This is a genomic window from Acinetobacter baumannii, assembly GCF_009759685.1.
GTDB classification, from domain to species: Bacteria; Pseudomonadota; Gammaproteobacteria; order Pseudomonadales; family Moraxellaceae; genus Acinetobacter; species Acinetobacter baumannii.
This window is the reverse complement of the sequence record NZ_CP046654.1, coordinates 2,089,568-2,109,692: the sequence shown is the minus strand read 5'-3', so window position 1 is coordinate 2,109,692 and position 20,125 is coordinate 2,089,568. Positions and strand designations below refer to the sequence as shown.

The window sequence follows — 20,125 nt, the reverse complement described above, 5'->3', positions numbered from 1 at the left end:
AAAGCCTCCATATTTGGAGGCTTTTTTGTACACAAGAATTATTGTTGCTGAGAAAGCATGAAATGTAATGGAGATAAAATTTCTGCTTTTAATGCCAAATTAATCATTGGATCTGGATAAACACCCAAAATAATAACTAATGCAGCAGCAGCCAATACCATTAAACCACCCACTTTTTGTCCCCAATGTGCATCAGCATCAATACGAGGAGTTTCAGGTGGAGTCATATACATAACAACCATCACACGTAAGTAGTAATACAAACCAATACCACTACCCACAATAATCATTGCAGCTAAGAACCAGTGTTGAGTTGTTACAGCAGCCATAACAACCAAGAACTTACCAATGAAGCCTGCTGTTAATGGAATACCAGCCAAAGATAACATCATGACTGTTAATGTTGCTGTAAGTACTGGACGGCGCCAGAACAAACCACGGTAGTCTGCAAGGCTTTGCGCTTCATCTACGTTGTTATATGGGCTAGACATTAACGCTACTGCACCAAAAGCACCAATAGTCGTTAATACATAAGTCACCACATACACAGTTACGCTGCCCAAGCTTGCATATGTCATGCTGATTAAAGCAATTAACAAATAACCAAAGTGAGCAATAGATGAATAACCCAAAATACGCTTTAAGTTGACCTGACGAACAGCGAGCAAGTTACCGACTAAAATTGACAATACGGCAATGATTGTCAAAACAGTCACTAGCGAGTTCACCATGATTGCGCCAGAAGCAAGCAAATAACGTACGAACAAACCAATTGTTGCAACTTTAGCAGCAGTCGCCAAGAACGTTGCCATTGGAGCTGGTGCACCTGCATATACATCTGGTGTCCATTTATGGAACGGTGCAAGCGACAATTTGAATGCAACAGCAAAAATAATGAGTGCTAAACCTAATAACACCATTGGCTGTTTGATTGCGCCAAATAAAGCTTGTACAGAATCATAGAATGAAAGTGAACCAGTATAAGCGTAGATATACGCCATACCCATCAACAACATTGCAGAAGCTGTTGCAGAAAGCACAAGATACTTAATCCCTGCTTCAAGCGACTGACTACGTTGATATGTATAAGCAAGTAAGCCGTATACAGGAATCGACATTAACTCAAGGCTAATGAAGAATGATGCATAGTGTGAACTTGCAACCATCAACATTGCACCTGCTACAGAAGCAAGTAACAGAAGATAGAGTTCTTCGCGGTTGTCTTTATAAGTCTCAATATATGCATGAGACAAAGTACAGCAAGCCAATGATGCAACTAAAATCATGAATTGATAGAACATGGTAAATGGATCAACCATAAACATGCCCATCACATTTGCCGGCACAAATTTACCGCCAAATAATTCTAACAAGATATAAAGTGCAGCAAGGTTTAAACCGACAACAGAGGTTGTTGCGATTAAATTATGGTTACGCTTAATTGAAATTAACAGCATGACGACGACTGCTGTCAAAGCAACAATCATCACCGGTGCTAAAGGCATAAGCGTAGAAAATGATACTGTGAAGTTCATGATTATTGGATCTCCACATGGTCAAGTTGAGTAGCTGTTTGCTGAACAGTTTCAACGACTTCTTGTACTGGTACATAACTATTGACCAACCACTGCATGCTTGAATGAGATACATCCAAGAATGTTTGTGGATAGATACCAAGCCAAACGAGACCAATCGCACAAATCATCAAAATACTAACTTCACGAGCAGATAAGTCTTTTAACGGACTAGTGTAGTGTTGCTTTTGTTCAGAGTTTGGTTCACCAAACAAAGCACGGTGAATCAAGATCAAACCATACAAACCTGCAAATACAAGGCTGATAGAAGCAATGATCGTGAATACAGGATATTTATTAAATGAACCCATCAAAATCAGGAATTCACCAATAAAGTTACCTAAACCTGGCACACCAACAAGAGCTGCGACGAAGAACATTAAGAAGAACGGTAAATACTGGAGCTGACCACGAAGACCACCCATCAAACGTAAATCACGTGTATGTAAGCGCTCGTAGATTTGACCAGACATAATGAACAATGCAGCTGATGACAAACCATGTGCCAACATCATGATCATTAGACCTTGGAAGGTCAAAATATTACCTGCATAAATAGCAAGTAAAACGAAGCCCATATGTGAAATCGACGTATACGCAAGTAAACGTTTCATATCAGTTTGCTGGTAAGCACACCACGCGCCGTAGAAAATACCAATCAAACCGAAAATAATTGCAATATCTGCAAACTGTGCAGAAGCTGCCGGGAAGAATGGAATTACAAAACGAAGCAAACCGTACGCTGCTGTTTTAATCAAGATACCAGCCAAGTCTACAGAACCCGCTGTAGGTGCTTGAGCATGGGCATCCGGTAACCAGCCATGCAATGGGAAAACTGGTAACTTCACTGCAAAACCAATAAAGAAGCAGATCATGAAACCATACGCGAAGCCAGCAGGTAAACGATTCGCTACAGCTAATAAATAGTTGTAATCAAAACCGATCATACCAGTCATCATGTAACCATAAACCACAAGGCCAAGGATACCGATTAACATTACTAAACCAGCGATTTGCGTATATAAGAAGAACTTGGTTGCAGCGTAAACACGTGAACGACCGTTTGAACCCTTATGACCCCATAACGCAATCAAGAAGTAGATTGGTACAAGCATCATCTCCCAGAAGAAGAAGAATAGGAACAAATCAATTGCCAAGAACACGCCGATAACGCCCCCTAAACTCCATAACAAGTTTAAGTGGAAGAAACCAACATTCTTTTGGATCTCACCCCATGAACAACCAACAGCAAGTACACCAAGTAAAGCTGTTAATAACACCATGAGTAAAGACAAGCCATCCACTGCTAGGTGAATGCCAATACCGAGAGATTGAATCCACGGTAAGTAAAACTCAGCTGTCCAAGTTGGGACTTTTGAGCCTAACTCGTAGCTATAAGTACCACTTTGCCAAAGTGCAAGACCTAAGCCCAACGTGATGAGCATACCAATTAAGGCGATCCAGCGTGGCAAAGTTTTGTCGAGTTTATCGACTAACCAACAAGTAAAACCTGCAATGAACGGAACAAGGATCAGCGCGGGTAAAATTAAATTGTTTTCCATTTTATTTCCCCACTACCTGAATAACGATCAAGATCATCAATAACACCACTACACCGAGTGACATGCTTGATGCGTATTCACGCAATGAACCTGTTTGACGTGAGCTTGTGAAACTGTTTCCGCCTTTAACAAGCGCAGGAAGAACAAGCCATAAGCTGTCAATCGGATCACGACCAAATAGTTTGGCGAAGAATAAATAAGGTTTAACAAAAACGATGTCATACAACGCATCAAAACCAAATGCAGTACGACAAATATGAGCTAAGCCAGCACCAAGACTTGTTTTTGCAAACGATTTTACTGCACCGTAAGCAAATGCAAATAGACCAATACCAACAGCTAAACCAACAAGCGCGATACCTACTGCTAAATGCTCTGCCCCATGCATGCCTTCAACAAATTGTTCAGCAACATGGAATTCAGGAATTTTTGCTGTATTCAAAATATTTGCTACTGGAGCTTTTAATGCAGCACCGACAAAAGTAGACAATACAGCCAAGATACCTAATGGAGCCCAGTAAGTAGCACCTTTAATCTCATGGTAATGTGTATTTTCTTTACCGAAGAATACAACCCAGATTAAACGGAAGGTATAGATTGAAGTCAGGAATGCACCTGCTACACCAGCCCAATATAAGCTGTTATATAAAGCAATCGATTGACCTTGTACCCAAACCTCACCGAGAATCGCGTCTTTAGAGAAGAAGCCGATTGTTAAGAATGGGATAGCTGCTAATGCACCGCCACCAATCGCAAAACATGCAAATAGGAATTTGTTTTTGTAGAACAAACCACCCATTTTGAAAATATTTTGTTCGTGATGGTAAGCAAGAATAACTGCACCAGAAGACAAGAATAATAATGCTTTGAAGAATGCGTGAGCCAACATGTGGAACAAGCCAGCTTGATACGCTTCTGCACCTACAGCCATAAACATATAACCAAGCTGACTCATAGTTGAGTAAGCTAAAATACGTTTGATGTCTGTTTGTACGAGAGCAGCAAAGCCTGCAACTAATAAAGTTACAGCACCAGTTACCGAAATGAATTGCATCACTTCAGGTGCAAGTTCAAATACGCTGAATAGACGGCAGCACAAGTACACACCAGCTGTTACCATTGTTGCTGCGTGGATTAATGCAGAAACAGGTGTAGGACCTGCCATCGCATCTGCTAACCATGTTTGCAATGGAATTTGTGCAGATTTACCAGCAGCACCCAAGAACAACATTAATGCAGTCCAGATAGTAAGTGACGAACTCTTCGTCATTACTTCTGCTGCGTGTTCAACGATGTACTGAGTATTAAGCGTACCAAATTGTTGGTAAAGCAAGAATAAAGCGATAAGTAAGAATACGTCACCTACACGGGTAACTGTAAATGCTTTGATCGCTGCCCAACCATTTGCAGGGTTTGCATAATAGAAACCAATCAGCAAGTAAGAGCATAGACCTACGCCTTCCCAACCTAAGAATAACAACGCTAAGTTGTCACCCAACACAAGCAAAAGCATGCTTGCAACGAACAGGTTGAAGTAAGAGAAGAAGCGCGCATACCCTTCTTCACCACGCATGTACCATGATGCAAAGATGTGGATTAGGAAACCAACACCCGTGATCATGCCCATCATGAGTAAAGATAAGCCATCTAAATGTAAGCTAATGCCAGGCGCGAAACCACCAACATTGAACCATATCCAAAGATTTTGAACAAAAACTTGCTGGCCGCTACTGGTAAATGCCATACCAGCAATCAATGCAAATAATGCAGATAAACCTACAGAACCTACACCAATAATTGCTGCAACATTTTCAGAGAGCTTATCACGCCCAGCCGCCAATAAAATAAAACCGATTAGCGGAAATAATACTGTTAGATATAAATAACTCATCCGCGCATCTCACTAGCAGCATCCACATCCAAATGATGGAAGCGATGATAGAACTGAAGGACAATCGCAAGACCGATACACGCCTCTGCCGCAGCAAGGGTTAAAATCAGAATGAACATGACTTGTCCATCTGGTTGTGCCCATACGCTACCCGCAAGAACGAATGCTAACGCTGCAGCATTCATCATGATCTCAAGGCTCATTAACATAAATAGTAGGTTGCGTCGCACCATTACACCGTAAAAACCGAGTGCAAAAAGAATGGTCGCAACAATCAAACCATGTTCTAAAGGGATCTGGCCCATTATTCTTTTTCCTCTTCTGCACCTGGTTCACGTTTACCTAAGTGGTATGCTGCAACAAGGGCTGCTAGCAATAACATCGCGGCAACTTCAACCAACAATAAATAGTGTGTAAAGAGCGCTTGACCAACAACTTTTGGTCCAATTACTTGTGCTCCAAGTGGTGCAGAGATGGTTGTATATTCACCACCAAGCATCCAAACTAAAAGTAAGCCAAGTAAAAAGCTCATGAGTGCTGGATATGCCCAAGCATCCGAAGAAAGCCATTTACGCTCTTGTTCAACTGTGTGTTGCCCTAAGTTAAGCATCATCACAACGAATACGAACAAGACCATAATCGCACCAGCATAAACAATGATTTCGAGGGCGCCGGCAAACGGCGCACCTACGATCATGAAAATACCAGCAACAGCAAGCAATGAAACAATCAGACTAAGCAATGCATGTACAGGGTTCGTGTTAGTCACTACACGAACCGTAGAAACGATGGCCACGAGCGCCATCAAATAAAACGGCCACATCATGGTAATAGACTCCGTACATCGATTGGTGCACTTTCTTTTTGTGCTTGACCTTTCTCTTTACCGTTAATTGCCATACCAGTTACACGGTAGAAGTTATAGTCTGGGTATTTACCTGGACCTGAAATGAGCAAGTTTTCTTTCTCATATACGAGGTCTTGACGTACGTATTCGCCCAACTCGAAATCTGGAGTTAGCTGAATCGCTGTAGTTGGACATGCTTCTTCACACATACCGCAGAAGATACAACGAGAGAAGTTGATACGGAAAAATTCCGGATACCAACGTCCGTCTTCTTTTTCAGCTTTTTGCAGTGAAATACAGCCAACCGGACATGCAACCGCACAAAGGTTACATGCCACACAACGCTCTTCCCCATCCGGGTCACGTGTCAAGATAATACGACCACGATAGCGAGGTGGTACAATTTCCTCTGCTGGTACTTCTGGATAAAGAATTGTGTCACGTTTACGGAAACCATGGGTAAATACCATGAATAACGTCCGAACGATTGACCCAACTCCAGCTAGAATTTTATACATTTTGTACTCCCTGCTGTCTTAGGCCTGATTCATCAGAATCACAGCACCAGTTACCAATAGGTTAACCAACGCCAGCGGCAAACAAATTTTCCAACCGAAGTTCATGACTTGGTCGTAACGTGGACGCATTAAAGAACCACGTGCCAATACAAACATCATTACGAAGAATGCTGTTTTAATCACAAACCAGAACACTGGTGGAACAAATGGAATTTCTAAATTGAATGGAGCTAACCAGCCACCAAAGAATAAAGTCACGATCAATGCAGAGATAAGTACAACGTTTACATATTCAGCAACGAAGAACATACCCCATTTCATACCGCCATATTCAACATGGTAACCTTCGGCCAATTCTTGTTCTGCTTCAGGTTGGTCAAATGGGTGACGGTGAGTTACCGCAACACCTGCAACAACGAAAATCAAGAAACCTAAGAACTGTGGAATGATGAACCAAACATCACGTTGAGCTTCAACAATTTCACGAAGGTTAAATGAACCAGCGATTGCAACCACACCCATTAGCGAGATACCCAAGAACACTTCATAAGAAATTGTTTGAGCAGCTGAACGCAAACCACCGAGTAATGAATATTTGTTATTTGATGACCAACCACCGAATAACACTGCATAAACCGCAATACCAGCCATTGCCATAAAGAACAACAAACCGATGCTCATGTCCGCAACACCCAATGCAGGGCTTACAGGAATAACCATGAACGAAAGCACCGCAGTTGCCATCGCAACTGCCGGAGCTAAACGGAAAGTTAATTTATCAGCAAATTTTGGTGTCCAGTCTTCTTTGAACATGATCTTAAGCATGTCGGCAACGATCTGGAACATACCACCAGGACCAACACGGTTTGGACCATAACGGTCTTGCCACCAAGCAAGCAAACGACGCTCAATGAAAGACATCAACGCTGCAACAAGAACAACAACAAGCAAAATCACAACTGCTTGAACAACAGCGTAAGCAATTGGCCAGTTCTCAGCCCAAAGTGGCGTTTGACGTATAATTTCTTGATTCATGAATTACACTCCTAATGCCACTGAAACAGGTTCAGCTAAAGATACTGTCGGAGCTAAACCAACTGGGTAACCAATATAACCTGTAGGTAAATATTCGATTACTTGTACAGGTAAGCTCACAGTTGTTTCGCCTGCTTTTACTGTAATACGTTGGCCTTCTTGTAGATTCAAACGTGTTGCGTCTTGTTCGCCCACAGCAAACACAGCTTCAGGAATACGAGTTTCCATTGCAGGTGTTTTAATTGTGAATTCACCAGAACCAAAGATATGGTGCATTGGTACAAGACGGAAGCTTTCAGGATTTGCAACTACAGCTGTTGGAGCAACATAGCTACGTGCTGGACGTTTTGCTAAACGGTCGAATAAACGAACGCCTGAATCACCACCTTTTAAGTGACCACCCACTTCATCTTGGTATTTGTTCCAAGATTGTGGAGAGTTCCAACCTGGCGCCCACGCAAATGGTACAAGTGAAGAAGCTTTTTGCGGACCTACATAACCTTCCATAGAGAATGTTAATGCTGAGTCTGGATCTGTCGGTTGTTTAGGTTCATGAACCGATAAAGGCGCACGCATTGCTGTACGACCAGAATAACGACGTGGTTCACGAGCAATTTTCAAACCATGTACACGGTAGCCAGCGTCTGGTGCAACATCTTGAATTGCTTCAAGTACCGGAACATTCTTCACGATTGTTTCGATTACGTCGTCAAGTACTGTCCAATCAATTGGTTTGCCTTTAAGGCCAGTTTCAATGGCATGCAACCAACGCCAAGATTCTTTAATCGCGTATTCAGGTTTGTAGTAGCTTGGATCGTAAACTTGGTAGAAGCGTTGTGCACGACCTTCTTGGCTTACGACAGTACCATCACCTTCGGCAAAGCTTGCTGCTGAAAGTACAATATCAGCCTGTTTCACAGTTTCAGTTTCACTATGATCAAGCACGATTACTGTTTCAGCTTTATCAAGTGCTGCTTTAACTTGAGCGGCCGGTAAACGACGGAATAAGTCATTTTCAACAATAACAAGTGTGTCGTAGTCTTGAGCAAATGCTTGTTCAAGGCTTAAGCCACCAAATAATGCCAAGCCCATAGAGTTCACTTCAGGAACAACAAGGCTTAAACCAGCTTTTGAGCCAAGGTTTTGCGTTAACTCTGCTGCCGCTTCCATAATTGAAGCATCTTGCAAGCTCGTACCCGCAATAATTAACGGTTTGTTTGCTGCTTTTAAAGTGTCGGCAATAGTTTGAGCAAATGCTTTTGCATCTTCATCTAAACCATTAACTGTTTCACCTTTAACTGCCGCAGCAACTGCAAAACCTAAACGCGCAATATCATTTGGAGATGCAACAACTTCACCTGTCGCAACATCTGCAAGACGAGTTTGAGTTGCAGCCAAGATATAGATCGGAGATTTCGCTTCCTGACCAATACGTTGTACAGGCTCAGCCAACCAGTCCGGTGTACGTGTTTTTGCAGCCATTTCGCGAGCTTTGTTTTTTGCAGCTTGACGAACTGACAATGCCATACGTGGAGCAGTTTGAGTTAAATCTTCACCCAAAATTAATACTGCATCGTAGCTTTCAATTTCACGCATGTTCGGGTTGTAAATACCCTCTGTTTGCATGATTGAAGCAGCAAGTTCAACGAGGCTTTGCTCTTTTTGTGCAACACCTGTTGAGTAGTTTGCTTGGCCCACTAGTTCACGCAATGCGTAATTTGATTCTAAGCTTGCACGTGGCGAACCAATACCTAGAACTTTTTTACCTTCAAGTTTCGCAATTGTTTGGTCCAACGCTTGGTCAACAGAAACAGTAGCTACTGTTTCGCCATTACGGAACTGAGGTTGACGTGGACGATCTGCACGGTTTACATAACCTGTGCCAAAACGGCCTTTGTCACAAAGGAAGTATTGGTTAACCGAACCATTGAAACGGTTTTCTACACGACGGATTTCGCCATAACGCTCACCCGGAGAGATGTTACAACCTGAAGAACAGCCATGACACACGCTTGGTGCATATTGCATATCCCATTTACGGTTATAGCGCTCTGAATGAGTCTTATCGGTAAATACACCAGTTGGACATACTTCAGTCAAGTTACCAGAGAATTCAGACTCTAAAGTACCTGATTCTGGACGACCAAAGTAAACACGTGATGCATTGGCATATACACCAAAGTCTGTACCGCCTGCATAATCTTTGTAGTAACGAACACAACGATAACAAGCAATACAACGGTTCATTTCATGTGCAATGAATGAGCCTAGTTCTTGGTTGTAATGTGTACGCTTAGTAAAACGATAGCGACGACGGTCATGACCTGTCATTACAGTCATATCTTGTAAATGACAGTGACCACCCTCTTCACACACTGGACAGTCGTGTGGGTGATTGGTCATTAAGAACTCAACAATAGATTCACGGAAATCTACTGCTTCTTTGTCTTCAATCGAAATATAGGTATTGTCAGATGCTGGTGTCATACATGACATCACAAGACGTCCGCGCGTATCTTCAGGATTTGCATACTGAGTTACGGCACATTGACGACATGAACCAACAGAACCTAAGGATGGGTGCCAACAAAAATACGGAATATCAATGCCAAGGGATAAACATGCTTGTAGCAAGTTTTCTGATCCATTGACTTCGTACGATTTTCCATCGACATGAATTGTAGCCATAGTCGAATCCCTTAAGCTTGTTCTACGTTGCTAGTTTGCACGACAGGACGATCAGTCACTTTCGCTTCAAACTCGCTACGGAAATGTTTGAGTGCGCCCATAAGCGGCTCCATCGCACCTGGTGCGTGGGCACAGAAAGTTTTACCAATCCACAATTTACGAGTAAGTTCTTGTAAGTGGTCGATATCCTCTTTCTTACCTTCACCTGTCTCAAGTGCTTTAAGCGCTTTAACAGCCCATGGCAAACCATCACGACAAGGTGTACACCAGCCACATGATTCACGCGCAAAGAATTCTTCCAGATTACGGGTCAACGACACCATACATTGGGTCTCGTCTACCACCATTAATAAACATGTTCCTAAACGCGAACCTGCTTTCATAATGGTTTCAGCATCCATTGGTAAATCAATGGTATCTGCCGGTAAAAAGTCAGTAGACGCACCGCCTGGTAACCATGCTTTAAGCTTCAAGCCATCACGCATACCACCAGCATGTTCTTCGATTACTTCACGTGCAGTCGTACCAAATGGTAGTTCCCAAAGACCAGGGAATTTTACTTTACCTGACGCACCATAAATCTTTGTGCCCGGATCTTTTGATTTACCTGCTGATAAACCGATATACCATTCTGGACCACGAAGCATGATTGCTGGCAAGTTGTTATAAGTTTCAACGTTGTTCACAATCGTTGGGCGACCCCATGCACCAGCAACTTGCGGGAATGGTGGTTTAGTACGTGGGTTAGCACGGCGACCTTCAAGTGAGTTAATCAATGCAGTTTCTTCACCACAAATATAACGACCTGCACCAGTGTGCACGTGTAACTCGAAGTTCCAGCCAGAACCTAAAATATTGTCACCTAAGTAACCTTTAGCGCGGATTTGCTCAAGCGCTTCATTTAGGTATTGTGCAGCCTCGATATATTCACCACGAATAAAGATATAACCCTGAGTTGCTTCTAGGGTATAACCTGCAATCAACATACCTTCGATCAATTGGTGAGGAAGTTTTTCCATCAACAAACGGTCTTTAAAGGTACCTGGTTCCATCTCATCGGCGTTACAGATCAAGTAACGTGGACCGCCATCATTTGGCGCCATAAGAGACCATTTGATCCCTGCAGGGAAGCCTGCACCACCACGACCTTTTACAGTTGCAGCTTTAATGACCTCAAGCACTTCAGCAGGTTTCATACCTAATGCTTTTTTAAAGCCGGCATAACCTTCAAGTGCTTCGTAATCGTCAGCACTACGTACCGATTCTTGTTTGCTTAAACGCCAAGTCAGTGGATGAGTTTCCGGATTACCGTCGCCATAAATTGGTTTTGGTTCAGTATTCATACATACTTCTCCAATAACTGTTTGATTGATGTCACTTCTACTAAACCGTGAGTATCTTCATCAATCATTAACGTTGGGCCTTTGTCACAGTTGCCTAGACAGCAAATTGGAAGCAGCGTAAAACGACCATCTTGTGTCGTTTGACCAAACTGAATACCTAATTCGCGTTGGAATGCTTCAGCAAGTGTTTCAGCACCCATCAAGAAGCAAGCAATTGAGTCACAAAGCAAAATTACGTGGCGACCTACAGGTTGGCGATAGATACGGTTGTAGAACGTTGCTACACCTTCCAAATCTGCAACACTGATCGTTAATAATTGTGCGATGGCGTTCATTTGAGCATCATCTACCCAGCCATTACGGCGCTGTACGCACTTTAATGCATCTAAAGAAGCTGCACGTGGGTATGGATAGTGACCAATGTGATGTTCAATTTCGTGGATTTCTTCAGCAGTCAAAATCCCTTCAACATTCACACGTGGTTTTTTATCAGTCAGAATCATCATTTTGCGTTACCTCTTAGCGATCCACGTCAGCCATAACCACGTCAATGGTCGCCAGATAAATGATTAAGTCAGATACTAAACTGCCGTTAATCACTGAAGGAATTTGCTGTAAGTGAGTAAACGTCGGTGTACGGATACGAGTACGATAACTCATCGTTGCCTTATCCGAAGTCAAGTAATAAGTACTTGCACCTTTCACAACTTCAGTCATGAATGACGCTTCACCAGCAGGCATGACAGGACCCCATGACACGCTCAAGAAGTGCGTAATCAAAGTTTCAATATCTTGTAACGTCTTATCTTTTGGTGGTGGAACAGCCAATGGGTGATCCGCTTTATATGGACCAGAAGGCATGTTATCCAAACACTGTTTGATAATTTTGAGTGATTGTTCAATTTCACGGAAGTGAACAAGTACACGAGCGTACGCATCGCCTTCATACTCAACCGGAACTTCGAAGTCGAAGTTTTCATAGCCACTGTATGGACGATATTTACGAACGTCGAAATCAATACCTGTTGCACGTAAACCAGTACCGGTTACACCCCATGCAAGCGCAGATTTGGCATCGTATTGAGCAACATTACGTGTACGACCAATAAACACAGAGTTTTTGAACGCCGCTGTGTAGTATTCGTTCAAACGTTTTGGCATCCAATCTAGCAACTCTTTAACAAGTTTTTGCCAGTTGTTTGGAAGGTCATGTGCTGTACCACCAATACGGAACCATGCTGGGTGCATACGGTAACCCGTAATTGCTTCAACGATGTCGTATACTTTTTGACGGTCTGCGAACATATAGAATACTGGTGTCATACCACCGGCATCCTGAATTGCCGTACCACAGTAAAGTAAGTGGTTATTAATACGGAACAATTCGTTCAACATGACACGAATCACTTGTGCACGCTCAGGAACTTTGATTCCAGCAAGCTGTTCAACAGCCATGACATATGGCATGTTTTGCGCACAACCACCCAAGTAGTCAACACGGTCAGTATAAGGAATGAAAGAGTGCCATGTTTGACGCTCAGCCATCTTTTCCACACCGCGGTGGTGATAACCGATATCAGGAACACAGTCCTTCACTTCTTCACCGTCTAACTGCAATACAATACGGAATGCACCGTGCGCAGATGGATGGTTAGGACCCAAGTTCAAGAACATGAAGTCTTCGTCAGCGTTACCACGCTTAAGACCCCAGTCTTCTGGTACAAAGCGTAAGTGTTCCTGTTCGAAATCTTGCTTCGCTTTGTCTTGCATGTACGGCGTATATTCTGTCGCACGTGCTGAATATTCTTTACGAAGCGGGTGACCTTCCCAATAAGTTGGTAACAAGATACGACGAAGCATTGGATGCCCTTCGAAATTGATACCGAACATATCGTAAGCTTCACGTTCATACCAGTTGGCATTTGGCCAGATATTTGTCGCTGTCGGGAGGTTAAGATCGTTTTCGTTCAAGGCAACCTTGATACGAATGTCACTATTACGCTCAAGCGATAATAAATGATAGAACACAGTGAAGTCAGATGCTGGCAAACCATCACGATGTTGACGTAAACGCTCATCCATCGCTGATAAGTCAAACAGCATTACATAAGGACGTTCCACTTTACGCAGGAACATGAGGACTTCTTGCACGCGTGCGCGCTCAACCCAGACTGTTGGAAACTCTTCAAAAGTCGCCTGCACATAGAAATTCTCACCAAATTTGGTTTTGAGCTCTTCTACGATTGCAAATGCTGGGCGTGAATCAACTGGTGTTGATTCTGGCATAGCAATGTCAGTTTCAGCCATTGGCTTGGCTTCCTATTTAATACAAATTCTGTCAATTTTCTCGATGAACATATCGGTTAGATATGTCAAAACACCGTCAAAAAATTATTTAATCTCATCCATAGAGCGTAAGTTTTTAACGGCAATACGCTGCGCATTCTTACGATCACGTTCTGGCATCATCTTTGGCTTATACACTGGCTGAAGATCATCACCAATCACGGCAGAAAGCGGGCGTCGCTCTAATTGAATCTGGTCTTGTAAAAGCATTAATGCTTGGATTAATGCTTCAGGACGAGGCGGACAACCTGGGACGTACACGTCAACAGGAATAATTTTGTCTACACCTTGTACTACTGAATAGATGTCGTACATACCTCCAGAGTTTGCACAAGCACCCATTGAAATAACCCATTTAGGTTCTAACATTTGTTCATACAAACGTTGGATAACCGGAGCCATTTTTACAAAGCAGGTACCTGCAACAATCATCAAGTCAGCCTGACGAGGTGAAGCACGAATAACCTCTGCACCGAAACGGGACAAGTCATGCACGCCTGTTAAGGTCGTTGCATATTCAACGTAACAACATGATGTACCAAAGTTAAATGGCCACAAAGAGTTTTTACGTCCCCAGTTTACTGCTGTATGCAAGACATCCTCTAAACGAGTCATGAATACGTTTTTATTCACTTCCTCTTCAAGTGGATCAGTCACAATTTGACGATCTTGCAATGGATATTGATCAGCATCCGGATTCGCGCGGGTCAGAGTATATTTCATCCCGACTTACTCCTTTTCAGATGACAATGCAGGTGTAGTTTTTGACTTAACACGACCTGATGATTGGGCTGGAATCTGGCCTGTAGGGTCAGTTACGAGCTCTTCAATAGAGTTAAAGCGTGTAATTTCAGCAATGTTCATTGTTGGTGAACCGACTTTAATCTTCTCACCTGCTAATTTACGGCGATCTGCCGGTGCCCAACTTAAAGCACCTACAGAGAAGGCATAAACAAGCGCAATTAATAGGTCAACGACAAAGATTACGACAGTGGTATAACCCAACCATCCTACTTCACGCACTGAAGTAGACCATGCATAGAGGTAAAGTGCCTCTAAGTCGAAAACAACGAAGAAAATTGCAACTAGATAGAACTTTGCAGACAGGCGAATGCGAGCGCCACCAGCACTCACGACACCTGATTCAAACTGCTCTTGCTTAGCACGTCCCCACGATTTCCCCCCGAGGAGTAAGGGAACTGTGAGCATAAAGACGCAAAGAAATGTAACGCCGATCACGAAGGCGATAATCGCCCAGTCGTATGGAGTAATGGCACTCATGCGGGGATAACTCCTGGCAGGCCTATTATTTAACAAAGAATGTATGTATTGGCCTTCAAATACACCAAACACAAAATTAATCCCGCCAATTGTACCTGATTTCTAATTTCCCTTGCTAGTTGAAGCGTCTTAGTCTTTTGGATGATTTTCCAATCAAAAGTAATCATCTATGTCTTGTAGAGGGGGTTTCACCGCTTATAATCGGTTTATTTGATAGTTTTCGCACTTGTAATGATTTTTTTCATTTTCTGATTTTTAATATTATTTGCACAATTGCTCAATCGGTCAAATTAAACACCTTACTTTTTTATAATATTAATCGGTTTTTTATTGTATTCATCTTCCCCTCTGAATTATGATGAATGTTTAATCATGCATTAATATTTTATTACTCTTGGATAAGAGTGTTTATCATTAAGGGCAGCTGATGCCATACTCACTTCGTGAATTTTCATTTTCTACCTCCCTGAAATTTTTTCTCTTATTTACCATCATTATTACGCTATGTTGCTTTATTGGAATTGCATCTCGCCCTCTTAGTTTTCTTGCTTTTTTCTGGCCTGCTAATTCGGTATTTCTAGGCCTATTGCTTCGTTTTCCACAAACACGCCAAATAGGTAGTTTTGCTGGTGCTTTTACCGGTTACATGATTGCCGATTTAGTTAATGGCACACCTCTTTTTCTCACCCTTATTTTAACGATATCCAACTACCTGTATGTAGTAACGACTTTAGCACTCGCAATATTGTTTAATCGCCATATAAAAGCAGCTTATCAAGGCTATTCTTATTTACTCTTATTCGCACTATGCGGGATTGGCAGCATAACTGGTGCTTTGTTTGCAGCAACTTTTGTGCCTATGTTTAACACCAAATTTATGATTGGTAGTTTTTGGGCCGAATTTGGTTATTGGGTTACATCAGAGCTTCAAAATGCTTTATTGTTGTTGCCCATTATTTTAAACATCCCCCCTTACCTTAAAATAAAAAACCACCTTAAGGGTAATCGTATATATATCAAAGCGATTGATTTTTTGCCTTTATTCGCTGTTTTAATTTCGATAGGAGTGAGTTATTACGACTCGGGTCCAGGTTCCCTACTCTACCCCATCGCCGCATTAATCTGGTGCGCTATCCGCTATAAACCCATTATTGTTGCTCTCATTACATCCTTTACCAGTGCATATATTATTTATCATGTCTCAGGGCATTATTTATTACTGTATCCGCAAGACTATTTAGGTAATACGATTTCTATACGTATAGGGCTGATCATGATGACGGTTGCGCCACTTACCGTTTCCAGTATTAGCGCACTCCATTCTGAATTAATTCAGAAGTTACAACATGCAATTGCCCATGATGAACTCACCTCAAGTTTAACTCGACGCCAATTTTTACAGTCAGTCCGCCTACTCCAAGAAAAAGTACAAAAGGAAAATAAGACCTCTGCATTTTTTATGTTGGACGTCGATCATTTTAAAAAAGTGAATGATAGTTATGGCCACTTAATTGGGGATAGAGCCTTACAGACCTGTGTAACGACCATACAAAATATTTTACATCCTCATGACTTACTAGGACGTTTTGGTGGAGAAGAATTCGCAATTTTTATTCCGGATACCACCAGAGAGGCTGCCTTTGAACTCGCGGAAAGAATACGCATTCAAATTAGTCAGCAACCGATTTATGTATATGGCAAATTACCTATCTTTGTGCAGGTAAGTATTGGTATTAGCTTATATTCTCCAAGCTATCACCGTTCTATTGAAAGTTTGTTTAAAGAAGCAGACGATGCGCTCTATCAAGCAAAGCGCCAAGGGCGTAATAGAGTTTTTATTTCTTTGTAATATTTCCAAGTCATCATCTAGTGTAATGAATTTTATACAATATCTTCTGTTTTGCCATGTATGCTAATAACAGATAATAAGGAGAAAAATGCATGAATCTAGAATATACGCATAAACCAGACTATTACTTGTTTGCACAATTACTGGTGCGACATATAGAAAGCTATATTCATAAACACCCAGATGCAGATAATGCCATTTTTGACTTGCGAGATGTCTATGAAATTTTTAGGCAAGATTTCGCATCAACCACAACAAACCTAGAAGGCATTTTACATATTGCAGACTCATATAGGGTTGAGACTTTGAATGGGGATCAGCCTCTTATTCAAAAATATCAAATTGATGCTAAAAATAATTCGCTCTTGATTGACTTTAATACAGATGCACTCAATAGCCTGAGAAGCGGCAAACCTATTTTGGAACCTGATGCAACTCAATTATAAATAAACCAATAAAAAAGCACCTTATGCAGGTGCTTTTTTATTGGTCTTTAATGGCGGTTGTTTAAAGCGATGTGCTGGCCAAGTCATAATAAAGCGTGCGCCTCCCAAACTTGGACTTTCATCTACCTTAATTTCCCCACCAAACCAGTAAGCAATACGACTTACGATAGAGAGACCCAAACCATAACCGCCAGATGCACGTGTACGGCTATCATCTAAACGGGCAAAGGCTTCAAATACACGCTTGCGGTCTTGCTCAGGAATACCCGGTCCGTCGTCTTCGACACAGACAAAAGCCATGCCATCATTATGAATACCGCCCGTAATCCGAACTTTGTTATCACAATAACGAACTGCATTACCTACCAGATTTTGCACGACACGGTGAAGGTAACGACGCTCTGCATCTACTTTCACATATAAAGGCGGTGGAATAAGTTCAATTTCTTTCTGTGTTTTTAAAGCCTCAGTTTCAACTGCAACCTGATCCAACACTTCAAAGAGTACAATTTCTGCAAAGTCTAATGAAGGTGTACCCTGCTCTAGTTTTGCATAAGTCATGATTTCATCAATTAAGGTATTGAGTGCTTCAATATCTTTATCAATCATGTCGACCTGATGCATACGATGATTGTAATCATCTTCTTCGGCTAACATTTCTGTACCAAAGCGAATACGTGCCACAGGCGTTCTCAGCTCATGAGATACCGCCCTCATTAACTCACGTTGAGCCTCAATCAAACGCTGAATGTGATCAGACATATTGTTATAACTTGAAGCCAAGTTTGCCATTTCATCGCTTCCCTCAATAGGAACACGTAATGACAAATCACCCGATTTCATACGGTTTAATGCATAACGCACCTGTCGGATTTTGCGCTCTAACGGCAAAATCAAACCGTAAACACCTAGACTTAATAAGAATAAGCTAAATAAGGTAATACCCGCCGAAAGCTGTAAAGGCATCCAGTTAAACATTGGAACCGGACCCAGCACTAACACTTGCGCAGGATGATTCGGTATTGGAGACACAATCGAAATGGTTGTACCGCGCACTGTTGCACTATCTTTGTACAACATGACACTTTGGTCTTGGCGCAAACGTCCAATCTGTTCAGAATCCAGATTTACATCTTGAATGTTTTGAATATTGATCGGATATGAGAAATGCTTTTGAATCTTGGCAAGATATTCTTGTTCCTGCCCCGGATAAAACATTAAATAGTCGAGCACAAAAATAGGAAGAGCCTTCATTTGGCGTTCAGTGATTTTGTCGACTTTTATAGATAAGTAATGTTGTGGGTCGTCACGTAAGCCAATAATGACATATGCAATGCTATTGCTTGCATCGTAACGAACTACAGATTTTTGTGCTTCTATCCGCTTTTTCTCGGTCCGAGACAGCTCAACCTTACTTGCATCGGTATAATAAATTGGAAGTTCGAGCAAATCAGATGCGTCAGAAATCCAATCTATTTTTTGCTGCTTCCCAGGTTGTCGAGCGACTCCTTCACTAATGACATAAGAAATACCATCAGTTAAAGATTCTCGGTATTCTTGTGCGCGTTGGTAGTTGATAATTTGTACCAGTAAATACCCAAAAACAGCCACCAAAACAACAAGAATTACCAGCCCCGCATATATTCGCAGGAATATACTGTGTTTAAACACTCGACCAACCTTATAGGAAGTTTAATCAGATTTTACAATCCATTGGTTTCTTTAACAAACAAGTAACCTTTACTACGTACAGTTTTAATACGTTTTGGATTTTCAGGATCATCGCCAATTTTTGGACGAATACGTGAAATACGTACGTCAATTGAACGGTCTTGACCATCGTATTCGATACCACGTAAACGTTCGAAGATATCTTCACGCGATAAAATACGGCCAGCGTTTGATGCAAGCAACCATAACAAGTCATATTCAGCACTTGTAAAGTCAACAAGCTCACCGTTCAACGTTACAGAACGGCCACCATTGTCGATGACAAGGTCGTCAAACTCAATACGTTGAGCAACTTCATCTTCAACAGTTTTATCGGTACGGCGTAACAAAGCACGAATACGCGCTAATAATACACGTGGTTGAACTGGTTTCGCGACATAATCGTCTGCACCCATTTCCAGACCAAGTACCTGATCCATATCTTCAGTACGCGCAGTCAACATTAAGATTGGTTGATGATAGTGTGGGCGAACTTCACGACAAACGGTTAAACCATCTGCACCCGGCAACATGACATCCAAGACCACAAGATCCGGTTGCTCACTAATAATACGACGAATTGCACGGTTACCATCGGTTTCTACACCAACTTCCAAACCGTTACGGATTAAATATTCTTGAGTTAATCGCGCTAAACGCTCGTCGTCTTCAACGATCAGAATCTTTGGTAACTTTTCTTCTTGGCTCATATCATTGCCCCTATAAATCTCATTACATGTATCTTAAAAATCTTGCAGATACATTCGTTTATCATTTGCAATATACACACGTTTACATTGTAAACAAGTAGGCGTTCACCAAACTGATACATGACAACCATGTTTTGTTGCATTTTATTAATCTTTGAATTTTCAGGTATTTTTATTATCTGTTTATTGTTCTTAAATGTCATAATCTATTCATATTTCCTATGTATGAATATTAAACAAATTATTTCTTCACTAAATTTAAATTCACTCAAGTGTTTGTTTTTTGAGTTATCCACAAAGTTATCTATAAGTGTTTTTTCACAGC

At 41.7% G+C, this 20,125-nt stretch carries 18 protein-coding genes; 2 read left to right on the top strand and 16 right to left on the bottom strand.

Translation table 11 applies throughout. The annotated features are described in order from the left end of the window. Positions 1–38 precede the first annotated feature (38 nt). The 13 genes from nuoN to ndhC all read right to left on the bottom strand — a co-directional run bounded on the left by nuoN (position 39) and on the right by ndhC (position 15,085). A complete protein-coding gene (nuoN, locus tag GO593_RS10005; RefSeq protein ID WP_001011955.1) occupies positions 39–1,535 on the bottom strand; it encodes an NADH-quinone oxidoreductase subunit NuoN in 1,497 nt (498 codons plus the stop codon). A gap of 2 nt (positions 1,536–1,537) precedes the next feature. Beyond that, a complete protein-coding gene (gene nuoM / locus GO593_RS10000) occupies positions 1,538–3,136 on the bottom strand; it encodes an NADH-quinone oxidoreductase subunit M (protein ID WP_000429844.1) in 1,599 nt (532 codons plus the stop codon). Position 3,137: 1 nt separating this feature from the next. Further along, on the bottom strand, positions 3,138–5,027 hold the full coding sequence (gene nuoL, locus GO593_RS09995) for an NADH-quinone oxidoreductase subunit L (RefSeq protein WP_000121135.1): 1,890 nt from the start codon (positions 5,025–5,027) through the stop codon (positions 3,138–3,140). After that, positions 5,024–5,332 (bottom strand): NADH-quinone oxidoreductase subunit NuoK, encoded by a 309-nt coding sequence (gene nuoK / locus GO593_RS09990; protein ID WP_000529822.1) that lies wholly within the window; start codon positions 5,330–5,332, stop codon positions 5,024–5,026. Before nuoK ends, nuoL begins: the two co-directional genes overlap by 4 nt. Further along, entirely contained in the window at positions 5,332–5,850 is a 519-nt protein-coding gene (gene nuoJ / locus GO593_RS09985) for an NADH-quinone oxidoreductase subunit J (protein WP_014205902.1), read from the bottom strand. Before nuoJ ends, nuoK begins: the two co-directional genes overlap by 1 nt. Beyond that, positions 5,850–6,392, bottom strand: coding sequence for an NADH-quinone oxidoreductase subunit NuoI (gene nuoI / locus GO593_RS09980; RefSeq protein WP_000276693.1), 543 nt, complete (start codon positions 6,390–6,392; stop codon positions 5,850–5,852). Before nuoI ends, nuoJ begins: the two co-directional genes overlap by 1 nt. An 18-nt stretch (positions 6,393–6,410) precedes the next feature. Beyond that, positions 6,411–7,427: an NADH-quinone oxidoreductase subunit NuoH gene (nuoH, locus tag GO593_RS09975; protein ID WP_001070989.1), complete on the bottom strand. Its 1,017-nt coding sequence runs from the start codon at positions 7,425–7,427 to the stop codon at positions 6,411–6,413. 3 nt (positions 7,428–7,430) lie between these two features. Continuing rightward, on the bottom strand, positions 7,431–10,115 hold the full coding sequence (gene nuoG / locus GO593_RS09970; RefSeq protein ID WP_000190957.1) for an NADH-quinone oxidoreductase subunit NuoG: 2,685 nt from the start codon (positions 10,113–10,115) through the stop codon (positions 7,431–7,433). 11 nt (positions 10,116–10,126) lie between these two features. Next, positions 10,127–11,458: an NADH-quinone oxidoreductase subunit NuoF gene (gene nuoF / locus GO593_RS09965; RefSeq protein WP_001091095.1), complete on the bottom strand. Its 1,332-nt coding sequence runs from the start codon at positions 11,456–11,458 to the stop codon at positions 10,127–10,129. Then, entirely contained in the window at positions 11,455–11,964 is a 510-nt protein-coding gene (gene nuoE / locus GO593_RS09960) for an NADH-quinone oxidoreductase subunit NuoE (protein ID WP_000973142.1), read from the bottom strand. The genes nuoF and nuoE overlap by 4 nt, the downstream gene beginning before the upstream one ends. A gap of 13 nt (positions 11,965–11,977) precedes the next feature. After that, entirely contained in the window at positions 11,978–13,765 is a 1,788-nt protein-coding gene (nuoC, locus tag GO593_RS09955) for an NADH-quinone oxidoreductase subunit C/D (protein WP_000852150.1), read from the bottom strand. Positions 13,766–13,849: 84 nt separating this feature from the next. Beyond that, on the bottom strand, positions 13,850–14,527 hold the full coding sequence (locus tag GO593_RS09950; RefSeq protein ID WP_000878003.1) for a NuoB/complex I 20 kDa subunit family protein: 678 nt from the start codon (positions 14,525–14,527) through the stop codon (positions 13,850–13,852). Between the two features lie 6 nt (positions 14,528–14,533). Beyond that, on the bottom strand, positions 14,534–15,085 hold the full coding sequence (ndhC, locus tag GO593_RS09945) for an NADH-quinone oxidoreductase subunit A (RefSeq protein ID WP_001274550.1): 552 nt from the start codon (positions 15,083–15,085) through the stop codon (positions 14,534–14,536). 427 nt (positions 15,086–15,512) lie between these two features. Between ndhC and GO593_RS09940 the strand changes: the two genes are divergently transcribed. Beyond that, positions 15,513–16,934 (top strand): GGDEF domain-containing protein, encoded by a 1,422-nt coding sequence (locus GO593_RS09940; protein WP_001147032.1) that lies wholly within the window; start codon positions 15,513–15,515, stop codon positions 16,932–16,934. Positions 16,935–17,026: 92 nt separating this feature from the next. After that, the gene (locus GO593_RS09935) at positions 17,027–17,380 is read left to right on the top strand and encodes a hypothetical protein (RefSeq protein ID WP_001047855.1); all 354 of its coding nucleotides are present in this window, start codon (positions 17,027–17,029) and stop codon (positions 17,378–17,380) included. 21 nt (positions 17,381–17,401) lie between these two features. Here the strand turns inward: GO593_RS09935 and bfmS are convergent, their stop codons facing one another. The 3 genes from bfmS to GO593_RS09920 are packed head-to-tail and all read right to left on the bottom strand — an operon-like array spanning position 17,402 to position 20,003. Then, entirely contained in the window at positions 17,402–19,051 is a 1,650-nt protein-coding gene (gene bfmS, locus GO593_RS09930) for a sensor histidine kinase BfmS (protein ID WP_000472465.1), read from the bottom strand. A gap of 32 nt (positions 19,052–19,083) precedes the next feature. Continuing rightward, on the bottom strand, positions 19,084–19,800 hold the full coding sequence (gene bfmR / locus GO593_RS09925) for a response regulator transcription factor BfmR (RefSeq protein ID WP_000076440.1): 717 nt from the start codon (positions 19,798–19,800) through the stop codon (positions 19,084–19,086). After that, entirely contained in the window at positions 19,797–20,003 is a 207-nt protein-coding gene (locus GO593_RS09920) for a hypothetical protein (protein ID WP_000143214.1), read from the bottom strand. The genes bfmR and GO593_RS09920 overlap by 4 nt, the downstream gene beginning before the upstream one ends. Positions 20,004–20,125 lie beyond the last annotated feature (122 nt).

Coding starts and splice junctions, on each gene's coding strand:
- nuoN (WP_001011955.1), bottom strand. CDS start 1,535: ATGAACTTCACAGTATCATTTTCTACGCTTATGCCTTTAGCACCGGTG.
- nuoM (WP_000429844.1), bottom strand. CDS start 3,136: ATGGAAAACAATTTAATTTTACCCGCGCTGATCCTTGTTCCGTTCATT.
- nuoL (WP_000121135.1), bottom strand. CDS start 5,027: ATGAGTTATTTATATCTAACAGTATTATTTCCGCTAATCGGTTTTATT.
- nuoK (WP_000529822.1), bottom strand. CDS start 5,332: ATGGGCCAGATCCCTTTAGAACATGGTTTGATTGTTGCGACCATTCTT.
- nuoJ (WP_014205902.1), bottom strand. CDS start 5,850: ATGTGGCCGTTTTATTTGATGGCGCTCGTGGCCATCGTTTCTACGGTT.
- nuoI (WP_000276693.1), bottom strand. CDS start 6,392: ATGTATAAAATTCTAGCTGGAGTTGGGTCAATCGTTCGGACGTTATTC.
- nuoH (WP_001070989.1), bottom strand. CDS start 7,427: ATGAATCAAGAAATTATACGTCAAACGCCACTTTGGGCTGAGAACTGG.
- nuoG (WP_000190957.1), bottom strand. CDS start 10,115: ATGGCTACAATTCATGTCGATGGAAAATCGTACGAAGTCAATGGATCA.
- nuoF (WP_001091095.1), bottom strand. CDS start 11,458: ATGAATACTGAACCAAAACCAATTTATGGCGACGGTAATCCGGAAACT.
- nuoE (WP_000973142.1), bottom strand. CDS start 11,964: ATGATGATTCTGACTGATAAAAAACCACGTGTGAATGTTGAAGGGATT.
- nuoC (WP_000852150.1), bottom strand. CDS start 13,765: ATGGCTGAAACTGACATTGCTATGCCAGAATCAACACCAGTTGATTCA.
- GO593_RS09950 (WP_000878003.1), bottom strand. CDS start 14,527: ATGAAATATACTCTGACCCGCGCGAATCCGGATGCTGATCAATATCCA.
- ndhC (WP_001274550.1), bottom strand. CDS start 15,085: ATGAGTGCCATTACTCCATACGACTGGGCGATTATCGCCTTCGTGATC.
- GO593_RS09940 (WP_001147032.1), top strand. CDS start 15,513: ATGCCATACTCACTTCGTGAATTTTCATTTTCTACCTCCCTGAAATTT.
- GO593_RS09935 (WP_001047855.1), top strand. CDS start 17,027: ATGAATCTAGAATATACGCATAAACCAGACTATTACTTGTTTGCACAA.
- bfmR (WP_000076440.1), bottom strand. CDS start 19,800: ATGAGCCAAGAAGAAAAGTTACCAAAGATTCTGATCGTTGAAGACGAC.
- GO593_RS09920 (WP_000143214.1), bottom strand. CDS start 20,003: ATGACATTTAAGAACAATAAACAGATAATAAAAATACCTGAAAATTCA.